The sequence below is a fragment of the uncultured Martelella sp. genome, assembly GCF_963677965.2.
GTDB lineage: Bacteria > Pseudomonadota > Alphaproteobacteria > Rhizobiales > Rhizobiaceae > Martelella > Martelella mangrovi.
In genome coordinates, this window is record NZ_CAXXFM010000001.1 from 2,900,706 (window position 1) to 2,918,472 (window position 17,767).

The following is a 17,767-nucleotide window of genomic DNA, read 5'->3' on the forward strand; positions in this document are numbered from 1 at the left end:
GGATCGGTCGTGTCTCCCGCCTGCCCCTTTGCCGGGGCGCGGGCGTCTTCTCCTCCGGTTTATTGGCGCGCGCAAACGCTCTGCCGTTCGCGCGACATCACTTCTCCGCCGAGCCGGAAACGGCGGTGACGATGTATTTCTGGAAAAACAGATAGACGATCAGGATCGGCGCGCTGGCGAAGACCGCCTGCGCCATCAGGAAACCGAGCCCCTCCGTCTGCGCAAAATTCATCTGCGAGGAGGCAATCCCCACGGTCAGCGTGTACATCTCCTTGCGGGTCGCCGTAATCAACGGCCAGAAATAGTCGTTCCAGGCAATCAGGAAGGTGAAGATGCCAAGCGTTGCCTGCGCGGGCAGGGTCAGCGGCAGCAGCACCTTCCAGAAAATCTTGAACCGGCTGGCATTGTCCAAAAGCGCGGCCTCGTCATAATCCTTGGGGATCGCCCGGAAGAACTGGGTCATCAGGAAGACGCCGAAGGGCGCGGACAATCCGGGCAGGATCAGCGCGTAATAGGTGTTGTGCAGGCCGATCTTGGCGAAGATCTGGTGGCGGGCGATCAGCACCGCCTGTTCGGGAATGGCAAGACCCAGAAGCACGATGATGAAGATGGTGTTGCGGAACGGGAAGTTGAGCCGCGCAAAACCGTAACCGGCAAGCGAAGTCAGCACCAGAATGCCGATCGTGATCGAGCCGGAAACGATGATCGAGTTCAGCACCCAGCGGAACACCGATGAATTGCCGAAGATATTGAGATAGTTCGCCAGCGTGTAGGGCCCGTGGAACACGGAATTCATGTTGGCCATCAGCTCGCCATTGTCTTTCAGCGAAAGCGCGATCACCCAGACCACCGGCGCCACCATGATCAGCGCCAGCACGATGACGGAACCGAGAACGAGGCGGTCGCCGAGCGTGTTTTTCTTGGAAAGGCCGAAGGAACTCATTGGCCGTCTCCCTTCTTGCGCGAGACCATGAACTGGGCCATGGCGGCGATCAGGATCAACACGAACAGGACTTCGGAAGCCGCCGCACCCAGGCCGATATCCCAGCGGGTAAAGGCCATCTGGTAGATGTAGAGCACCAGCGGCAGGGATTCGTTGTTCGGGCCGCCCTGTGTCATCAGCCGGGCCTGACCGAAGAGCTGGAACTGCATCACGATCTGGATGATGACCACCAGAATGATGGTGCGCTTGATCGAGGGCAGGGTGATGTAGCGCAACGTTCGCCATCGCCCGGCATTGTCGAGGGCCGCTGCCTCGTAGATCTCTTTCGGGATCTGCTGCAGCGCCGAGAGATAGAGCATCATCGGCAGGCCGATGCACCACCAGACGGTGGCAATGGCAATGCCGATCATCACCAGATCGGGATCGGACAGAAAGGCCGGCGGCGTTGCGTCGAACCAGGCGTAGATCGTGGCGAGCAGGCCGAACTGGCCGATGAAGACGATGCGCCAGATCAGCGTGACGATGGTGACCGAAAGAACCGACGAGGAGAAATAGAGGGTCCTCAAGGCGGCGGCGGTCTTCGTCTGCCGGTTCAGTGCCAGCGCCAGAAACAGGCCGATCAACGCCAGCGGCGGGACGGTCAGAAAGACGAAATAGAAGGTGTTCCAGACGGCTTTCAGAAAGACGCCGTCATGCAGCAGGCGGACATAATTGCCGATGCCGATGAAACGCCCCATGGAAAAGGCATCGGCCCGGTGCAGGCTGAGCCAGATGTTCCACACCATCGGAAACACAAGCAGGGCGACGAAGAACACCATATAGGGCGCGATGAACAGCGCATTGGCCCAGCGCGGCGCGTTGATGTTGGCGGTTCCCGTCTTCAGCCCCTTCTTCCGCTCGTTGCGGGCAAGGGCCGCGCGGGTGGACTGGGCGTCAGACATGATCGGCCTCCCGCCCGGCGGCATTTTCTGCCGGGTGATAGGCCTTGCCGCCCGCATCGAAGAGGTGGCAGGCCGAACCGTCGAAGGCAAGATGCACCGTATCGCCGATCCGTGCCCGGCTGAGCCCGATATCCTCGGCGACGATGATGCTGTCATCGGAAAGCCGGGTGTAGAGCAACGTGCGGTCGCCAAGCCGCTCCAGCACGTCGACCTTGCCCTCGGTGGTTGCCTGCGCCGCATCCGAAACGCATTTGACGGCTTCAGCGCGAATGCCGAGCTTCATCTGCTTTTCCGGCAGGTCTGCCGTGGGGATATCGGTCTGCAATGAAGCGCCATCGGGGAATTTCGCCCGGGCGAAGCCGTTTTCGTCGGTGATCTCGACATCGAGGAAATTCATCGTCGGCGAACCGACAAAACGGGCGACGAATTCGCTGACCGGACGGCTGTAGATCTCCATCGGTTCGCCGATCTGCTCGATCTTTCGGTTGTTGAGCACCACGATCCGGTCGGCAAGGGTCATCGCCTCGATCTGATCATGGGTGACGAAGATCATGGTGGAGGCGACACGGTTTCTGAGCTGCGCCAGCTCCACGCGGGTTCTGACCCTGAGCGCGGCGTCGAGGTTCGACAACGGTTCGTCGAAAAGAAAGGCTTCCGGTTCCTTGACGATGGCGCGGCCGATGGCGACGCGCTGGCGCTGGCCGCCGGAAAGCTGGTTGGGCTTTCTGTCAAGCAGGTGGCTGATTTCCAGCATCCGCGCGGCTTCCTTGATCCGCGCATCGATGATCGACTGCTCGACCGCGATGTTCTTCAGCCCGAAGGCCATGTTTTCCGAAACGCTCATATGCGGATAGATGGCGTAGTTCTGGAACACCATCGCCAGCCCGCGCTTGCCAGGCGGCAGATTGTCGATCCGCTTGCCATTGATGGCGATCTCGCCTTCATCGACAGCTTCAAGACCCGCGATCATCCTGAGCAGCGTGGACTTGCCGCAGCCCGAGGGGCCGAGGAACACCATGAACTCATTGCCCGCAATCGACAGCGAAATATTGTCGAGAACGGTCAGGCTCCCATAGCGCTTGGTAACATTCTTGATTTCGATCTGAGCAGTCATTCTGCCGTGCTCCCCGGCCGGAAAACCGGCCCATCCGACGACTTTTCCCAAGCTCCGCGCTTAAAGACGGGCCATTCGGCCTGTCTGAAAGCGCGCCGTCGAAGATTGTGCGAGACGGAAACTTCAGTTCCCATCGTTTCCTCCCGATGCACATCCGACGCTTGCAAGGAAGCCTAAGACAAATCGTCCATTTGTCAACATGATTTCAGGTTCAAACCAAATATCATGGTTTAGTTAAGTTGCAGTCGAATGAAACGATAGCTGAGTGGCGCGACCGAGGCCGTCATGCCCTTGCCGCCGATGGCCGCATCACTCGCATCCGCAGGTTTGACCGTATCGGGCGCCGCTGCCGTGTTGGTGACATTGATGTCGGTATGGGCGATCACCTTGTCATCGAGCACGGTTTGCGGATCGAAACCTTCAAGTGCGATATCGAGGTCGGCCGCTTCGCTTTCACTCCGGTTGACGATGAAGAAGGACAGTGTTTTTTCATCCGCGTCATGGGTTGCCGAAACATCCACATAGGGGACTTCGCCAATGCCCTCGGAAGCGTAGGCCGGGCAATCCACGGCAAGCTTCAGCGCCGTGCCGCGGCCGAAGCGCGAGGCGAAATAGAACGGATAGAAGATCGTCTGCCGCCAGGCCGCGCCGCCGGGTTCGGTCATGATCGGCGCGATGACGTTGACCAGCTGCGCCAGGCAGCCGATCTTCACCACATCGGCGCGGTTGATGAAGGTATTGAGAATGCAGCCGACCTGCAGCACATCCTCGAAATTATAGTCGTCTTCCAGAAGCGGCGGGGCAAACGGCCAGCCCGCTTCACCGGCAAGCGTGGCCTCATCGCGTTTCTTGGAATGGTACCAGACATTCCACTCGTCAAACGAGATGTAGACGTCCTTGTTCGAGCGTTTCTTGGACTTCACATAGGCAATCACGCCGGCAACCGTGTCGATATAGTCGGCGAGCACCTTGGACTTGGCGAGGAAGCGGGCGGTGTCCTTCTCGTAATTCTCGAAATACATATGCAGCGAGATATAGTCGACGGCATCATAGGTGTGGTCGAGAACCGTGGCTTCCCATTCCGGATAGGTCACCATATTGGCCGATGACGAGCCGCAGACCACCAGTTCCAGGCTGCTGTCGAACTGGCGCATGGCCTTGGCGGTTTCATAGGCGAGACGGCCGTATTCATCCGCCGTCTTGTGGCCGGTCTGCCAGGGGCCGTCCATCTCGTTGCCGAGGCACCAGAGCTTGACGTTCCAGGGCTCCTCGCGACCGTTCTTGCGGCGCAGGTCCGACCATTCGCTGCCGCCGGGATGATTGACATATTCGAGGAAGTTGCGGGCCTCGTTGATGCCGCGCGTGCCGAGATTGATGGCCAGCATCATCTCCGTGCCGACGGCATCGCACCATTCGGAGAATTCGTGAATGCCGACCTGGTTGCTTTCCGATGTATGCCAGGCGAGATCGAGACGGACCGGGCGGTCTTCCTTCGGGCCGATGCCGTCTTCCCAGTTATAGGCGGACACGAAATTGCCGCCGGGATAGCGCACCACCGGCACGTCGAGTTCGCGCACCAGCTCGATCACATCCTTGCGCATGCCGTTTTCGTCGGCGGTCGGATGGTCAGGCTCATAGATGCCGCTATAGACGGCGCGGCCCATATGTTCGACGAACGAACCGTAGAGCCTCGGATCGATTTCGGAAATCGTGTAGTCTTTATGGACGGTAATCCCGGCGCGCATCTTGTCTCCTCCAAATTCCAGAATTTTGGTTTAAACCAATTTTCGTGATTAATAGAAACCCGATTATGCTTCCCGTCAAGCGTCTTTGCCGGTGGCGGGGAAGTTTTTTGTTACCGCCCGCGCTTATGACGCGGTGGTAATCCTGAGGATGATGTCCTGGTCGTAATTGCCGAAACCCCGGCCGAAAATATTGACACCGCCGGGGTGTCGGGCATCTTCGCGCACGCTGATCGACAGGCGGATGGAGTGGTGGCGGTCGAGCTGAAGATCGGCGAGACAGATATCCGAAATTCTGACACCGTCGACATAGGCGCCGGTCGCGGTAACCCGGAAACGCTTCAGCATGCCGTATTGCGAGCCCTTGAGTTTCCACCAGCCGGGGGTGAAAACGCCGCGCCGGTCGCCGAAATCGCCGGGGGATGTCCATTCGCCGATATCGACGCCATTGATGCCGATGGTGATGTCCGACGGCCAGTCCGGATTGGTGCCGGGCACCTCGGAAGACAGCTCCATCGAAAATTCGATTTCGTCGATCGCCCGGTTGTCGAGCCGGGCATTGTTGGGAAACTGGTATTCCACGGAACCGCGGGTAAACCAGATCAGCCCCGCCTTCATGCGCGACGGGTCGAGGAAGGAATCGGGCACATCCAGAAGCCCGATAATGCCTTCATTGGTGCACAGGCCGCAGGGGGCGCTGACATCGAAGGCGGTATAAAGCCCGACCGGCATCGCCACTTCAATGCCGTCATTGCGCCGCTCCTCGGAAGCGTCGCCAAAGACCACGACAACTTCATCATAAATGCTGGTGCAGACTTTCTGATTGCCCTTGCGCGCCCGCTGGCTTTCCGTGCGGATCAGGCCGGCCTCTTCCAGAAGCTGCACGCTGAGCGATACCGTGGACTGCGGAAGCTCCAGTATCTGCCCGATTTCCTTGACGTTAAGCGGTCCCTTACGGCGCAGAAGCTTGAGCACGGCGATGCGCGCCGGCGCGGCCAGTCCCTTGATGACATTCATGTCCTTTTCAGGATCAACGACGAGGAAATTGCGCGGCATGGGTGGACTTCGCTGCTGGCGGTCGGTGTCAGGAAACTTTCATATCAGGATTTTTGGCGCGGTCAAACCGGAGCGGGGCCGCAGCCCGTCCGAACCGGGCAATCTCGGCCCGTGTGAGGCCTGTTTGAACAGGAAAATGCAAAATTGGTGCAAACTTTTTGCCGGGGATTGCCGCCGGTGTGGTTTCCCGGCTTATTGAGCGCGCCCGGCGCGTGATTCGGTCATTGTCTGCATCCTTTTGAAAAAACACAAGGAAATCGCAGAATTGCGTATTTTGTGAGCAATGCGCAATGTTGACAAAAGTTTAAGCGCCTTCTAGGATTTTGAACCAAATGGTCAAAGAGGGGTCTGTTTACATATGACGTTTGATTTTTCGCTGAGCCGCCGTTGTCTGCTGGCGTCCACGCTGGTTCTTGGCGCTTTCACGCTTGCGCCCGCCATCAGTGCCGCCGAGCCGTTCAAGGTTGCCGCCATCCATGCTTCGCCTGTCGAAAATGCGTGGAACTCGGTCATGCACCAGGCGCTTCTGGAAGCTGCCGAAGAAGGCAAGATCGAATATGTGTTTTCCGAAAGCGTTTCCGGCACGGACTACCCGCGCGCCATGCGCGAATATGCCGAGCAGGGCGTCGACCTGATCATCGGCGAATCCTACGCGGTTGAATCCGAAGCCCGCGAAGTGGCGGCTGACTATCCCGATACGCCCTTCGTCATGGGCTCGTCCGGCGGTCCGTCCGGCGACAATTTCGGTGTCTTCGGCACCTGGAACCAGGACGGCGCCTATCTCGCCGGCATGTTGGCCGGCACGCTGACGGAAACCAACAAGGTCGGCTCCGTCGGCGCCATGCCGATCCCGGAAGTCAACATGCTGATCAACGCCTTTGCCGAAGGCGTGAAGGCGACGAACCCGGACGCCGAACATTCGGTGACCTTCATCGGCACCTTCTTCGACCCGCCCAAGGCGCGCGAAGCCGGTCTCGCCCAGATCGACCAGGGCGCCGACATTCTCTTCGGTGAACGGATCGGCACGGCAGATGCTGCCAAGGAACGCGGCATTCTCGCCGTCGGCTCGCTGATCGACTACACGCCGCGCTACCCCGATACCGTCTTTGCCAATGCGCTCTGGGGCTTCCGTCCGATCCTCGACGCAGCTGTCGCCGATGCCGAGGCCGGTAACCCGGTCGGCAAGAACTACACGGCCTATGGCATGCTGAAGGAAGGCGGCAGCGATATCGCCTATGTCGAAGGCGTTGCCTCGCCGGAAGCTGTCGAGGCCATGCTGAAGACCCGTCAGGACATCATTGACGGCACGTTCGAGGTTCCGCGCAACATGGACGAACCGAAATAGGACATCGCCATGCAGGCCGATGCGACAACGCTTGCCGTTGCACTCGGCAAAGGTGAGATGACGGCGCGGCAGGCGATGGAGACATCGCTTGCCGCTTCTGCATCATGGGCAGAGTTGGGGGCGGTTATCCGCGTTGATGCCGAAAAGGGGCGTGCTGCCGCCGACCGGTTCGATGCGTGTTCTGCCGCTGAAAAGGCGGAAATGCCTTTCGGTGGGGTTCCCACGCTGGCCAAGGATCTTGGCGGGCCGTTTGCGGGCTTTCCCGTTCATGCGGGCTCTAACGCGCTGGAGGGGGCGGACGGCGAGGCCGACAGCGACCTTGCGGCGCGGTTTCGCGATGCCGGTTTTTGCCTTTTCGGGCTAACGACCAGTCCCGAATTCGGCCTGTCGCTCGGCTGCGAACCCGAAAAAGGCCCAATCTGCCGCAATCCGCTCGAACCATCGCTTTCGCCCGGCGGTTCTTCCGGCGGCGCGGCTGCTGCCGTTGCTGCAGGCATTGTCGCCATCGCGCATGCCACGGATGCGGGCGGTTCCATTCGCGTTCCTGCAGCCTGCTGCGGCCTTGTCGGGCTGAAGCCATCGCGCGGGGCAATGGCCGCAGGTCCGGGCTATGGCAATTATCTCGGCGGTATCGCCACGGAACTGGCTGTCTGCCGCTCCGTGCGGGATGCTTCTGCGATTTTCACCGCGGTTTCCGGCAATGCGCGCGGCCCGTTTCCGTCGCCGGCCTTTGCCGCGCCGGAAACGGCAGGGCTGAGAATTGGCCTTCTCGCTGAGGCCGGCGATGATGCGCCAGCCGATCCGCAACGGCTTGTTGCACTGGAAGAAGCGGCGAAGGCGCTGGAAACGCGCGGACACACGATCTGTCCGTTGCGCTGGCGCGATATCGAAAAACCGGCGCGCGCAGCGGCTGATGCTTTTGCCGGAATTGCCGCGATCAACCTGGCTGAAACCGCCGACCGGTTTGCACTCGACACAACGAAAACCGAAAAAATGACGCAGGCCGTTATCGCGCGCGGGCGCAAGATGAGCGGCGCGGACGTCTGGTCGCTTGTCAACGATATCGCCTTCATCGCCCGCGATTTCCGGCAGGTGTTTGACCGTGTCGATGCCCTGGTTGCGCCGATGTTGACCACTGCGCCAAAGCCGCTTGGCGCGTTTTTGACAGATCACAGCGATATCGATGCGCATTTTGAGCGGATGCGCGCCTTTGCCCCGCTTGCAGCCCTTGCCAACCTCTCCGGCTTTCCGGCAATAACACTGCCGTTTGGTGCGGATTCGCGCAGGCTTCCGCTGCCGGTGCAGATTTTTGCGCCGATGGGGGCGGAAGCAACGCTTCTGGCGCTTGCCGACACACTCGAACGGGAAGAACGCTGGTCGCATCCCTTTGAAATCGCAGGATTAGGCGCATGAGTGAGAGAGTGCTGGAAATTGCCGGTGTCAGCAAACGCTTCGGCGACACGCTTGCCAATGACGATATCTCGCTGACCCTCGACAAGGGCGAAATCGTTGCGCTGCTGGGGGAAAACGGCGCCGGCAAGACGACGCTGATGAGCATTCTCTTCGGTCATTATGTGCCGGATACGGGGTCCGTCTCGGTCATGGGCGCGCCGCTGCCGCCGGGAAAGCCGCGTGCGGCCATTCGCGCCGGTGTCGGCATGGTGCACCAGCATTTCTCGCTGGCCCCCAATCTCACCGTGCTTGAAAACGTCATGACCGGCACGGAAAGTCTTTGGAAACTCGGCTCCGACCGAAAGACCGGACGGCAGAAGCTTGCGGATATTTCCGAACGCTTCGGCCTTGCTGTCGACCCGGAAGCGCGCGTCGGCGACCTGTCCGTCGGCGAGCAGCAGCGCGTCGAAATTCTGAAAGCCCTTTATAATGACGCCCGCATTCTGGTGCTCGACGAGCCGACGGCGGTGCTGACCGGGCCGGAAGCCGAAAAACTGTTTTCGACGCTGAAGGAAATGGCAGCGCAGGGCCTGTCGCTGATCTTCATTTCCCACAAGCTGGATGAGGTGATGGCGACCGCCGACCGGGTTGTGGTTCTGCGCGGCGGGCGGCAGGTGGCCGAACGCAGGGCGGCGGACACCAGCAAGGCGGAACTGGCCGAACTCATGGTTGGCCGCAAGGTGGAACGCCCCGTGCGCGAGGCGGCAACGCCCGGTCCGGTGGTGCTGGAAGCCGTCGGCGTGACTGTGCGCATCGATGGTGTCGACCGGCTGAAACAGGTGGATTTCTCCCTTCATGCGGGCGAGGTGCTCGGTATTATCGGCGTGTCCGGTAATGGCCAGTCGGTTCTGGCCGGGCTTTTGAGCGGCACGGCGAAGCGCTCTGCCGGCGATCTCGTTCTCTTCGGCAAGGGTGTCGGCGATCTTTCGGTGACTGAGGCCATCGCGCTTGGCATTGGCCGCGTTCCCGAAGACCGCAACGGCGAAGGCGCCATCGGCGAAATGGCCATCTGGGAAAATGCGGTTCTGGAACGCATCGGTGATTTTTCCAGGAATGGCTTTGTCGACCGAAAGGGCGCTATCGCCTTCGCGGGCGACATTATCGAGAGTTTTGATGTGCGCGGCGGCACACCGGCAAGCCGCACCCGGCTGTTGTCCGGCGGCAATATGCAAAAGCTCATTCTCGGCCGAAACCTGATTGAAAACCCGAAAATCCTGCTCGCCGCCCAGCCTGCGCGCGGGCTGGATGAAGGGGCCGTTGCCGCTGTGCATGAGCGCATTCTGGCGGCAAGACGGGCAGGAACGGCGGTGCTGCTGATTTCGGAAGACCTCGACGAGGTGATGGCGCTGGCCGACCGGATACAGGCGATTGTCGGCGGCAGGCTTTCCCCGCCGGTGGCTGCGGAAGACGCCAATGCACAAAAGCTCGGCCTGATGATGGCCGGTGAATGGACGGAGAATGCCGATGCGGTTTGAACGGCGCGAACACCGGCCCACGGCCCTTGTCATTGCCACGCCGCTGATAGCGGTTGCTGCCGCTCTCGGTATTGCCGGCATATTGATTGCGCTGGCAGGTGCCCCGGTTCTGGAAGCCTACTGGAAAATCCTGGTCGGCGCGTTCGGCTCGAAGCTTTCCATCACCGAAACGCTGACGCGGGCAACACCGCTGATCCTCACCGGTCTGGCCGCAGCCGTCGCCTTTCGCGCACGGCTCTGGAATATCGGTGCGGAGGGCCAGTTTTATCTGGGCGCGATTGCCACCGCCGCCGTCGGCGCCCGCATCACCGAGGGCATGGCGCCGGTGATCCAGATCCCGATCTTGCTGGCGGCCGGTGCGGTGGCGGGGATGATCCTGCTGCTTCTGCCGCTCTGGCTTCGGCTGAAGTTTTCCGTCGATGAAGTGGTGACCACGCTGTTGTTGAACTTCATCGCCATCCTGTTCGTTTCGATGCTGATCGATACGGTGCTGAAAGACCCGCTGGCCTTCGGCTGGCCGCAGTCGGAAGCGGTGGAACGCGCCGCGCGCCTGCCGAAGCTCATCGATCGCTCGCGGCTGCATATCGGCCTTCTGATTGCCGTGTCCTTCGCCTTCATTGTCCATTTCATTCAGTCGCGCACCACATTCGGCATGCGCTCGCGCGCGGCCGGATTGAACCCCAAGGGCGCGGTCTTTGCCGGCGTGCCGCTCGGGCGCACGCTGGTTCTGGTCGCCATGCTGTCGGGCGGGCTTGCGGGCCTTGCCGGCAGTATCGAGGTGCTGGGCGTGAAGGGCTATGTCACCACCGACCTTTCGCCCGGCTATGGCTATTCCGGCATCGTGGTGGCCATGCTCGCCAATCTTCATCCCATCGGGGTGGTGCTGGCGGCGCTCTTCACCGCCGTCATGTTCGTCGGTGCGGATGGCATGAGCCGATCGCTCGGCATCCCGACCTATATCGCCGACGTCACCGTGGCGCTGTCGCTGATCTCCATGCTGGTCGCCGTCTTCTTCACGCAGTACAGGATACGCCGATGAACACGATTGTCGATATTCTGGCCTCTGCCGGTCTCTGGGCCGCGGTTCTGCGCATCGCCACGCCGTTGATCCTCGGCACGCTCGGCGCGCTGTTGTCGGAGCGTTCCGGCGTTTTGAACCTCGGCATCGAGGGCATCATGACTTTCGGTGCGATGGTCGGCTGGCTGGCCGTCTTCAACGGTGCGGACCTGTGGACCGGATTGCTGGTCGCCGCCCTCGGTGGCGCGGTGTTCGGCGCGCTGCATGCGCTGCTCACCGTCACGCTTGGCCTGTCTCAGCACGTCTCGGGCCTCGGTGTCACCCTGTTTGCCTCAAGCTTTGCCTATTATGTGTTCCGGCTGATGGTGCCGGTTTCAGGTAGCCCGCCCACGGTCGAGCCGTTCCAGCCGATCAATATTCCGGGTCTTTCCGATCTGCCCTTCATCGGCCCCGCCTTTTTCACCCAGACCGCGCCGACCTATCTCGCCATCGTTCTGGCGCTGGTGCTGGCCTATGTGCTGGCGAAAACGCCGCTCGGCCTTGCCATCCGCATGGCCGGTGAAAACCCGCATGCGGCCGAAGCGCAGGGCGTCAACCCGATGGTGATGCGCTATGGTGCCGTGATCGCCGGAAGCGCCCTGATGGGCGTCGGCGGCGCGTTTCTCACGCTTTCGGCCTTCAACTCCTTCTTCCCGACCATGGTGCAGGGGCGCGGCTGGATCTGCATCGCGCTTGTGGTGTTTGCTTCGTGGCGGCCGGAGCGGGCGCTGTTCGGGGCACTGCTGTTTGCCTTTTTCGACGGTTTTCAGCTGCGCCTGCAAACCGCGCTTGATGGCGCCGTGCCCTATCAGATTTTCCTGATGATCCCGTATATTCTGTCGATTGCCGCACTGGCGGTGATGGCGCGGCGGGCACGGGTGCCGCAGGCGCTGATGCAGCCGTATCGAAGGGGCGAGAGGTGAGAGGGCGATTGTCCGAGGAGGACGCAGTTTGACAGGAGCCTTGCAGCCCCACCGGCGTCATCCTCGGGCTTGACCCGAGGATCCAATCACGCTGATGCGCGAGCGAGGGCTGTGGTTACGGGGCGGTTTCCCTGCCATCCGAAACGCCAGTCGTGTTGATATGTGCTTAGATCCTCGGGTCAAGCCCGAGGATGACGGAAGAAAAAATGGCGAGGCCGTGAAAGCGTCGTCGTCCGCAATACTCAAAGGCCAAGACCATGTTCGACCTCATCATCAAAAACGCCAACCTTCCCGACGGCCGCAGGGGCATCGATATCGGTATCGCTGGCGGCAGGATCACGGCGATCGAGAAGACCCTCGCGGCAGAGGCCGGCGAGGTCATCGATGCGACCAACCGGCTGGTGTCGCCGCCCTTTGTTGATCCGCATTTCCACATGGATGCGACGCTTTCGCTCGGTCTGCCGCGCATGAATACCTCCGGCACGCTGCTGGAAGGCATTGCGCTTTGGGGTGAGTTGCGGCCGACGCTGACGAAGGACGCGCTGGTCGAGCGCGCCCTTGCCTATTGCGACCTTGCCGTCAGCCAGGGCCTGCTGCACATCCGTTCCCATGTCGATACTTCCGACCCGAAGCTTGTCACCGTCGAGGCGATGCTGGAGGTGAAGGAGCGCGTTGCGCCTTATATCGACCTGCAGCTCGTCGCCTTCCCGCAGGATGGTTATTATCGCGCTGAAGACGGCGTCAAATCGCTGGAACGGGCGCTGGATATGGGCGTCGATGTCGTTGGCGGCATTCCGCATTTCGAACGAACCATGGCCGATGGCACGAAGTCGGTGGAGGCGCTTTGCCGCATCGCCGCCGAACGCGGCCTGCCGGTCGACATGCATTGCGACGAGACCGACGACCCGATGTCGCGTCATATCGAGACGCTGGCCGCCGAGACCGTGCGCTTCGGCCTTCAGGGGCGGGTTGCCGGCTCACACCTGACCTCGATGCATTCGATGGACAATTACTATGTCTCCAAGCTGATCCCGCTGATGGCGGAGGCCGAGATCAATGCCATTCCCAATCCGCTGATCAACATCATGCTGCAGGGTCGCCACGACACCTTCCCGAAACGGCGCGGCCTGACGCGGGTGCGCGAACTGCTGGCCGCCGGCATCAACGTTGCCTTCGGCCACGACTGCGTGATGGACCCGTGGTATTCCATGGGCTCCGGCGACATGCTGGAAGTCGCCCATATGGCCGTTCACGTGGCGCAGATGTCCGGCGTGGAGGACAAGAAGGCGCTCTATGACTGCATCACCGTGAATTCGGCAAAGGCGCTCGGTCTGGAAGGCTATGGCCTTGAGGCCGGCAACCCGGCCAATCTCGTTATCTTGCAGGCCGAGGATGTGGTGGAGGCCCTGCGGCTGAAGCCGACCCGGCTTGCGGTGCTGCGCGCGGGCAAGGTCATCGCGAAGACGGCGCCGAAGATCGCCGCGCTCTCGCTGCCGGGCCGCGTGGAAACGCTCGATTACGGTATCAACCCGACAGGTCGTCCGGCTTTGGGATAATGTGAACAAAATTTTGTCCCGGAACGTTCTGTCATCGATGTTCCGCATCCCTTACCTATGTCAGGTAAGAACAGGCAATTCACATAACCGGAAAGGATAAGCACATGCAGTATCGTTCACTCGGCCGTTCGGGCCTGAAAGTTTCGGCACTCACGCTTGGCACCATGACGTTTGGCGGCAAGGATGGCTTCTCCAAGACCGGCAGTACCGATCTGCAAGGCGCAAGACGCCAGATTGATATGTGCATCGATGCCGGGGTCAACATGATCGACACCGCCGATGTCTATTCCGCCGGTGTGTCGGAAGAAATCGTCGGCGAGGCGATTGCCGACAAGCGCGACCGGCTGCTGCTGGCCACCAAGGCGCGGTTCCCCGCGTTTGAACAGGGGCCGAACGATCGGGGTCTGTCGCGGCATCATCTCATCCGTGCCTGCGAGGCCAGCCTCAAGCGGCTGAAGACCGATTATCTCGACATGTACTGGCTGCATGAATGGGATGGCCAGACACCGCTGGAAGAAACGCTTGCGGCGGTGGACGATCTCGTGCGCGCCGGCAAGGTCCGGTATGTCGGGGTTTCCAATTTCTCCGGCTGGCACCTGATGAAAACGCTGGGTATTGCCGAACGGGAAGGGCTGGTGCGCCCCGTGGCGCAGCAGATTCACTATACGCTTCAGGCGCGTGAAGCCGAATACGAGCTTCTGCCGATCGCGCTTGATCAGGAGGTCGGCGTTGTCGTGTGGTCGCCGCTTGCCGGCGGGCTGCTGTCGGGCAAATACCGGCGCGACCAGCCGGAACCCGAAGGCACGCGCCGCGCGGCCGAATGGAAGGAACCGCCGGTCAGCGATATCGAGGCGCTTTATGACATTGTCGACGTGCTGGTCGATATCGCCTCGGCCAAAGACGCGACACCGGCGCAGGTGGCGCTAGCCTGGCTTCTGGCGCGTCCGGGCATTGCCTCACTGGTCATCGGTGCGCGCACCGATACGCAGCTTGCCGATAATCTCGGTGCTGCCGAACTGACGTTGACTGAGGAAGAGTTTGCCCGGCTTGAAGCCGTCAGCCGGCCGCCGCTCATCTATCCCTATTGGCATCAGGCCTGGACCGCCTCGGACCGCCTGTCGAAGGCCGATCTGGCACTGATCGCACCTTTTCTGGAGGACTGAACGGCCGAAAACCGTTGGTGAACGCTCCCGCGGCAACAATGCTTCGGGAGCGTCCGAATGCCGTCAGAGCTGTTCGCCGGCAAGAAGTTTCGGCTTGTCGTGCATGGTGCGGCCGGCCGCCTCTTCGATGAAGAAGCGTTTCAGGCCGGGCATGCGGTCGACAACACCGAGGCCGAAATCGCGGGCCATGCGCAAGGGGCCGATATCGTTGGAAAACATCCGGTTGAGGATGTCCGTCGTCATGCCCATGCGCACGGTGTCGAAGCGGCGCCAGCTCTGGTAGCGCTCCAGCGTGTCGACCGCGCCGATATCGAGGCCCATGCGGTCGGCCTCGACGATGGTCTGTGCAAGGGCTGCGACGTCCTTGAAGCCGAGATTGAGGCCCTGGCCGGAAATCGGGTGGATGCCGTGGGCGGCATCACCGGCCAGCGCCAGACGCGGCGCGATGAAAGACCGTGACAGCGTAAGCCCGAGCGGAAAGGCCCGCCTGCTGCCGGCAAGGCTGAGCTTGCCGAGATGATGACCAAACCGGCGCTCCAGTTCGACTTCGAACACCATGTCGTCGCTTTCGACAAGGCGTTTCGCATCGTCGGTGCGCTCGGTCCAAACCAGCGACGAGCGGTTGCCCGTCAACGGCAGGATTGCGAAGGGGCCGGCGGGCAGGAAATGCTCTTCCGCGCGACCATTATGCGGGCGCTCATGGGCAACGGTCGTGACGATGCCGGACTGGCCGTAATCGAATTTCACCGTCTTGATGCCGGCCATGTCGCGCAGGCGCGAGCGCACGCCGTCGCAGGCAACCACCAGCCGCGTGGGGATTTCCTCACCGCCGGCAAGCGTGATTTTTGCATGGCCGCCGGTGTTTTCAAAAGCGGTCACGGCAGCGCCGTGGCGGATGGTGATGCCGAGTTCGCCGGCCTTTTCGCGAAGCGCCCGCACCATGGAAACATTCGGGATCATGTAGGCGAAGGGCTCGTCCGCCGAGGCGCGGTCGGCAAAGGTCAGGAACACCGGCTTCACCGGCTCGCCCGTTTTCGAATCGGTGACGATCATGTCGTTGATCGGCTGGGCGTCGTCCTTGATGTCGTCCCACAGTTCCAGCGTCTTCAGCATGTTGATGGCAGCGGAGATGATGGCCGAGGCCCGCTCGTCCTTCTGCCACACATGCTCGGGGGCGGCTTCCATCAACTCGATATCGAGATGCGGCGCTGCCATCTTGGTGGCAACGGCAACGGAGAGACCGACATAGCCACCGCCGACGATGATGATGTCTTTCATTTCGCGCTCCCTTCGGGTTTTGCCGGCATTCACCGTTTGCATTCGCTGATCTATCGATCAGCTCCTGCGAAGCTGCTATACGGCATTCAAATACTTAAAGCGATATATAGGGAACTGTTTTTGATGTCACAGGCCAATAACGCCCAAAGCGACAGCGTGCTTGCCGAACTGCTCGATCTCGAGCGGCTGGAAGAAAATCTTTACCGGGGGCAAAGCCCGGTCACGACATGGCAGCGCGTTTTCGGCGGGCAGGTGGTGGCGCAGTCGCTGGTCGCTGCCCAGCGCACGGTATCGGAAGGCCGGTTCGTGCATTCGCTCCATGGCTATTTCATGCGGCCGGGCGACACACAGGTGCCGATCATTTTTCAGGTGGAACGGTTGCGCGACGGCGGCAGCTTTTCCACCCGCAGTGTGCGGGCGATCCAGCACGGCGAGCCGATCTTCATCATGACGGCGTCCTTCCAGATCGAAGAGGACGGATTTGACCACCAGCAGGCAATGCCGGATGTGCCGCCGCCGGAAGCGCTGGTTGCAAGCGACATCATGAATGACAGGGAGAACGCTCCGGCGCCGATCCGCAATTACTGGAAGCGGGAGCGCCCGATCGAACTCAGGCCCGTCGATCTGGACGAGTTCCTGTGGCGCAACAAGAAATCCACACGCCAGTGCATCTGGATCAGGGGCAATGGCGTGCCGCCGAAGGGCAGGGACTACCAGACGGCATTTCTGTCCTACATGTCCGATATGACGCTTCTGGACACGACCCTCTATCCGCATGAACGCTCGGTGTTTTCCGACGGTATTCAGGCAGCAAGCCTTGACCATGCCGTCTGGTTTCACCGGCCCTTCGATATCGCCGACTGGCTTCTCTACGTGCATGAGAGCCCTTCTGCGGGCAGTGCGCGGGGGCTTGCCTATGGCAAGATCTTCACCCGTGACGGCACGTTGGTCGCCTCGGTGGCGCAGGAAGGCCTGATCCGGATCAACGAGAATGTCCGCCCGTTTTACGAGTAATGCGGTGGTCGACGTCTGTCTGTATGAGCCGCGGGCCTGAGGGGTCTGGGCAGGCCGGTTTTGACGGTTGTCAGAAGACGCTTTGAAATGACGATTATCATGAACCTTGGCGACGCATTGTGGCATGTGCGTAAAATTTAGGCATTTGCTGCAATTTGCGCATCGGCGCGCCCCAACTTTGCCGCTGTTTTGTCATGATGACAGTGCCGCTATAAAAATATCATAAAAATCAATGATTTATACGGAAACTTCGAATCTGGCACGGACTTTGTATGTGTAGGATAGGCCGCTGACGGATTCGCCTGTCCAGGCGGTAAGGAGATTCGGGTTCTCAGGAAGCCGAGGGTAAACAAAGGATGGGAAACCAGATGAAAATTGTGATGGCCATCATAAAGCCGTTCAAGCTGGATGAGGTGCGCGAAGCCCTCACCGCTGTCGGCATTCAGGGCCTGACCGTCACCGAAGTGAAGGGTTACGGTCGGCAGAAGGGGCACACCGAGATTTATCGCGGCACGGAATATGCCGTCAGCTTTCTTCCCAAGCTGAAGATCGAAGTCGCGGTCGCCGCCGATGTGGTTGAGAAGGCTGTCGAGGCAATCGCCTCCTCCGCGAAGACCGGCCAGATCGGTGACGGCAAGATCTTTGTCTATTCCATCGAACAGGCCGTGCGCATCCGCACCGGCGAAACAGATTCCGAAGCGCTGTAAG

At 60.8% G+C, this 17,767-nt stretch carries 15 protein-coding genes; 9 read left to right on the forward strand and 6 right to left on the reverse strand.

Annotation, left to right across the window (positions count from 1 at the left end; translation table 11 throughout):
* Positions 1–97 precede the first annotated feature (97 nt).
* The 5 genes from ACHZCU_RS13560 to ACHZCU_RS13580 form a co-directional block, all read right to left on the reverse strand.
* Positions 98–943 (reverse strand): carbohydrate ABC transporter permease, encoded by an 846-nt coding sequence (locus tag ACHZCU_RS13560; protein ID WP_319519200.1) that lies wholly within the window; start codon positions 941–943, stop codon positions 98–100.
* The gene (locus ACHZCU_RS13565; protein ID WP_394706117.1) at positions 940–1,761 is read right to left on the reverse strand and encodes a carbohydrate ABC transporter permease; all 822 of its coding nucleotides are present in this window, start codon (positions 1,759–1,761) and stop codon (positions 940–942) included. Before ACHZCU_RS13565 ends, ACHZCU_RS13560 begins: the two co-directional genes overlap by 4 nt.
* 115 nt (positions 1,762–1,876) lie before the next feature.
* A complete protein-coding gene (locus tag ACHZCU_RS13570) occupies positions 1,877–2,998 on the reverse strand; it encodes a sn-glycerol-3-phosphate ABC transporter ATP-binding protein UgpC (protein WP_319519202.1) in 1,122 nt (373 codons plus the stop codon).
* A 230-nt stretch (positions 2,999–3,228) separates the two neighbouring features.
* Positions 3,229–4,743, reverse strand: a complete 1,515-nt coding sequence (locus ACHZCU_RS13575) for an alpha-N-arabinofuranosidase (RefSeq protein ID WP_319519203.1) — start codon at positions 4,741–4,743, stop codon at positions 3,229–3,231.
* Between the two features lie 123 nt (positions 4,744–4,866).
* A complete protein-coding gene (locus ACHZCU_RS13580; protein WP_319519204.1) occupies positions 4,867–5,796 on the reverse strand; it encodes a helix-turn-helix domain-containing protein in 930 nt (309 codons plus the stop codon).
* A gap of 358 nt (positions 5,797–6,154) precedes the next feature.
* Between ACHZCU_RS13580 and ACHZCU_RS13585 the strand changes: the two genes are divergently transcribed.
* The 7 genes from ACHZCU_RS13585 (at position 6,155) to ACHZCU_RS13615 (ending at position 14,767) form a co-directional block, all read left to right on the forward strand.
* On the forward strand, positions 6,155–7,141 hold the full coding sequence (locus ACHZCU_RS13585) for a BMP family protein (RefSeq protein WP_319519205.1): 987 nt from the start codon (positions 6,155–6,157) through the stop codon (positions 7,139–7,141).
* A 9-nt stretch (positions 7,142–7,150) separates the two neighbouring features.
* A complete protein-coding gene (locus ACHZCU_RS13590; protein WP_319519206.1) occupies positions 7,151–8,554 on the forward strand; it encodes an amidase in 1,404 nt (467 codons plus the stop codon).
* Positions 8,551–10,068 carry an ABC transporter ATP-binding protein gene (locus ACHZCU_RS13595; RefSeq protein ID WP_319519207.1) on the forward strand — a complete coding sequence of 506 codons (1,518 nt, stop codon included), beginning with the start codon at positions 8,551–8,553 and terminating at the stop codon, positions 10,066–10,068. The genes ACHZCU_RS13590 and ACHZCU_RS13595 overlap by 4 nt, the downstream gene beginning before the upstream one ends.
* Positions 10,058–11,107, forward strand: coding sequence for an ABC transporter permease (locus tag ACHZCU_RS13600; protein WP_319519208.1), 1,050 nt, complete (start codon positions 10,058–10,060; stop codon positions 11,105–11,107). The genes ACHZCU_RS13595 and ACHZCU_RS13600 overlap by 11 nt, the downstream gene beginning before the upstream one ends.
* Entirely contained in the window at positions 11,104–12,048 is a 945-nt protein-coding gene (locus tag ACHZCU_RS13605) for an ABC transporter permease (protein ID WP_319519209.1), read from the forward strand. The genes ACHZCU_RS13600 and ACHZCU_RS13605 overlap by 4 nt, the downstream gene beginning before the upstream one ends.
* Positions 12,049–12,305: 257 nt before the next feature.
* Positions 12,306–13,604: an amidohydrolase family protein gene (locus ACHZCU_RS13610; RefSeq protein ID WP_319519210.1), complete on the forward strand. Its 1,299-nt coding sequence runs from the start codon at positions 12,306–12,308 to the stop codon at positions 13,602–13,604.
* A 104-nt stretch (positions 13,605–13,708) separates the two neighbouring features.
* Complete coding sequence (locus tag ACHZCU_RS13615; RefSeq protein WP_319519211.1) at positions 13,709–14,767, forward strand: aldo/keto reductase; 1,059 nt, start codon at positions 13,709–13,711, stop codon at positions 14,765–14,767.
* A 63-nt stretch (positions 14,768–14,830) separates the two neighbouring features.
* Here the strand turns inward: ACHZCU_RS13615 and ACHZCU_RS13620 are convergent, their stop codons facing one another.
* The gene (locus ACHZCU_RS13620) at positions 14,831–16,045 is read right to left on the reverse strand and encodes a ubiquinone biosynthesis hydroxylase (RefSeq protein ID WP_394706061.1); all 1,215 of its coding nucleotides are present in this window, start codon (positions 16,043–16,045) and stop codon (positions 14,831–14,833) included.
* A 123-nt stretch (positions 16,046–16,168) separates the two neighbouring features.
* Between ACHZCU_RS13620 and tesB the strand changes: the two genes are divergently transcribed.
* Positions 16,169–17,059: an acyl-CoA thioesterase II gene (tesB, locus tag ACHZCU_RS13625; RefSeq protein ID WP_106303571.1), complete on the forward strand. Its 891-nt coding sequence runs from the start codon at positions 16,169–16,171 to the stop codon at positions 17,057–17,059.
* Between the two features lie 356 nt (positions 17,060–17,415).
* On the forward strand, positions 17,416–17,766 hold the full coding sequence (locus ACHZCU_RS13630; RefSeq protein ID WP_018064835.1) for a P-II family nitrogen regulator: 351 nt from the start codon (positions 17,416–17,418) through the stop codon (positions 17,764–17,766).
* Position 17,767: the final 1 nt, after the last annotated feature.

Coding starts and splice junctions, on each gene's coding strand:
- ACHZCU_RS13560 (WP_319519200.1), bottom strand. CDS start 943: ATGAGTTCCTTCGGCCTTTCCAAGAAAAACACGCTCGGCGACCGCCTC.
- ACHZCU_RS13565 (WP_394706117.1), bottom strand. CDS start 1,761: ATGGTGTTCTTCGTCGCCCTGCTTGTGTTTCCGATGGTGTGGAACATC.
- ACHZCU_RS13570 (WP_319519202.1), bottom strand. CDS start 2,998: ATGACTGCTCAGATCGAAATCAAGAATGTTACCAAGCGCTATGGGAGC.
- ACHZCU_RS13575 (WP_319519203.1), bottom strand. CDS start 4,743: ATGCGCGCCGGGATTACCGTCCATAAAGACTACACGATTTCCGAAATC.
- ACHZCU_RS13580 (WP_319519204.1), bottom strand. CDS start 5,796: ATGCCGCGCAATTTCCTCGTCGTTGATCCTGAAAAGGACATGAATGTC.
- ACHZCU_RS13585 (WP_319519205.1), top strand. CDS start 6,155: ATGACGTTTGATTTTTCGCTGAGCCGCCGTTGTCTGCTGGCGTCCACG.
- ACHZCU_RS13590 (WP_319519206.1), top strand. CDS start 7,151: ATGCAGGCCGATGCGACAACGCTTGCCGTTGCACTCGGCAAAGGTGAG.
- ACHZCU_RS13595 (WP_319519207.1), top strand. CDS start 8,551: ATGAGTGAGAGAGTGCTGGAAATTGCCGGTGTCAGCAAACGCTTCGGC.
- ACHZCU_RS13600 (WP_319519208.1), top strand. CDS start 10,058: ATGCGGTTTGAACGGCGCGAACACCGGCCCACGGCCCTTGTCATTGCC.
- ACHZCU_RS13605 (WP_319519209.1), top strand. CDS start 11,104: ATGAACACGATTGTCGATATTCTGGCCTCTGCCGGTCTCTGGGCCGCG.
- ACHZCU_RS13610 (WP_319519210.1), top strand. CDS start 12,306: ATGTTCGACCTCATCATCAAAAACGCCAACCTTCCCGACGGCCGCAGG.
- ACHZCU_RS13615 (WP_319519211.1), top strand. CDS start 13,709: ATGCAGTATCGTTCACTCGGCCGTTCGGGCCTGAAAGTTTCGGCACTC.
- ACHZCU_RS13620 (WP_394706061.1), bottom strand. CDS start 16,045: ATGAAAGACATCATCATCGTCGGCGGTGGCTATGTCGGTCTCTCCGTT.
- tesB (WP_106303571.1), top strand. CDS start 16,169: ATGTCACAGGCCAATAACGCCCAAAGCGACAGCGTGCTTGCCGAACTG.
- ACHZCU_RS13630 (WP_018064835.1), top strand. CDS start 17,416: ATGGGAAACCAGATGAAAATTGTGATGGCCATCATAAAGCCGTTCAAG.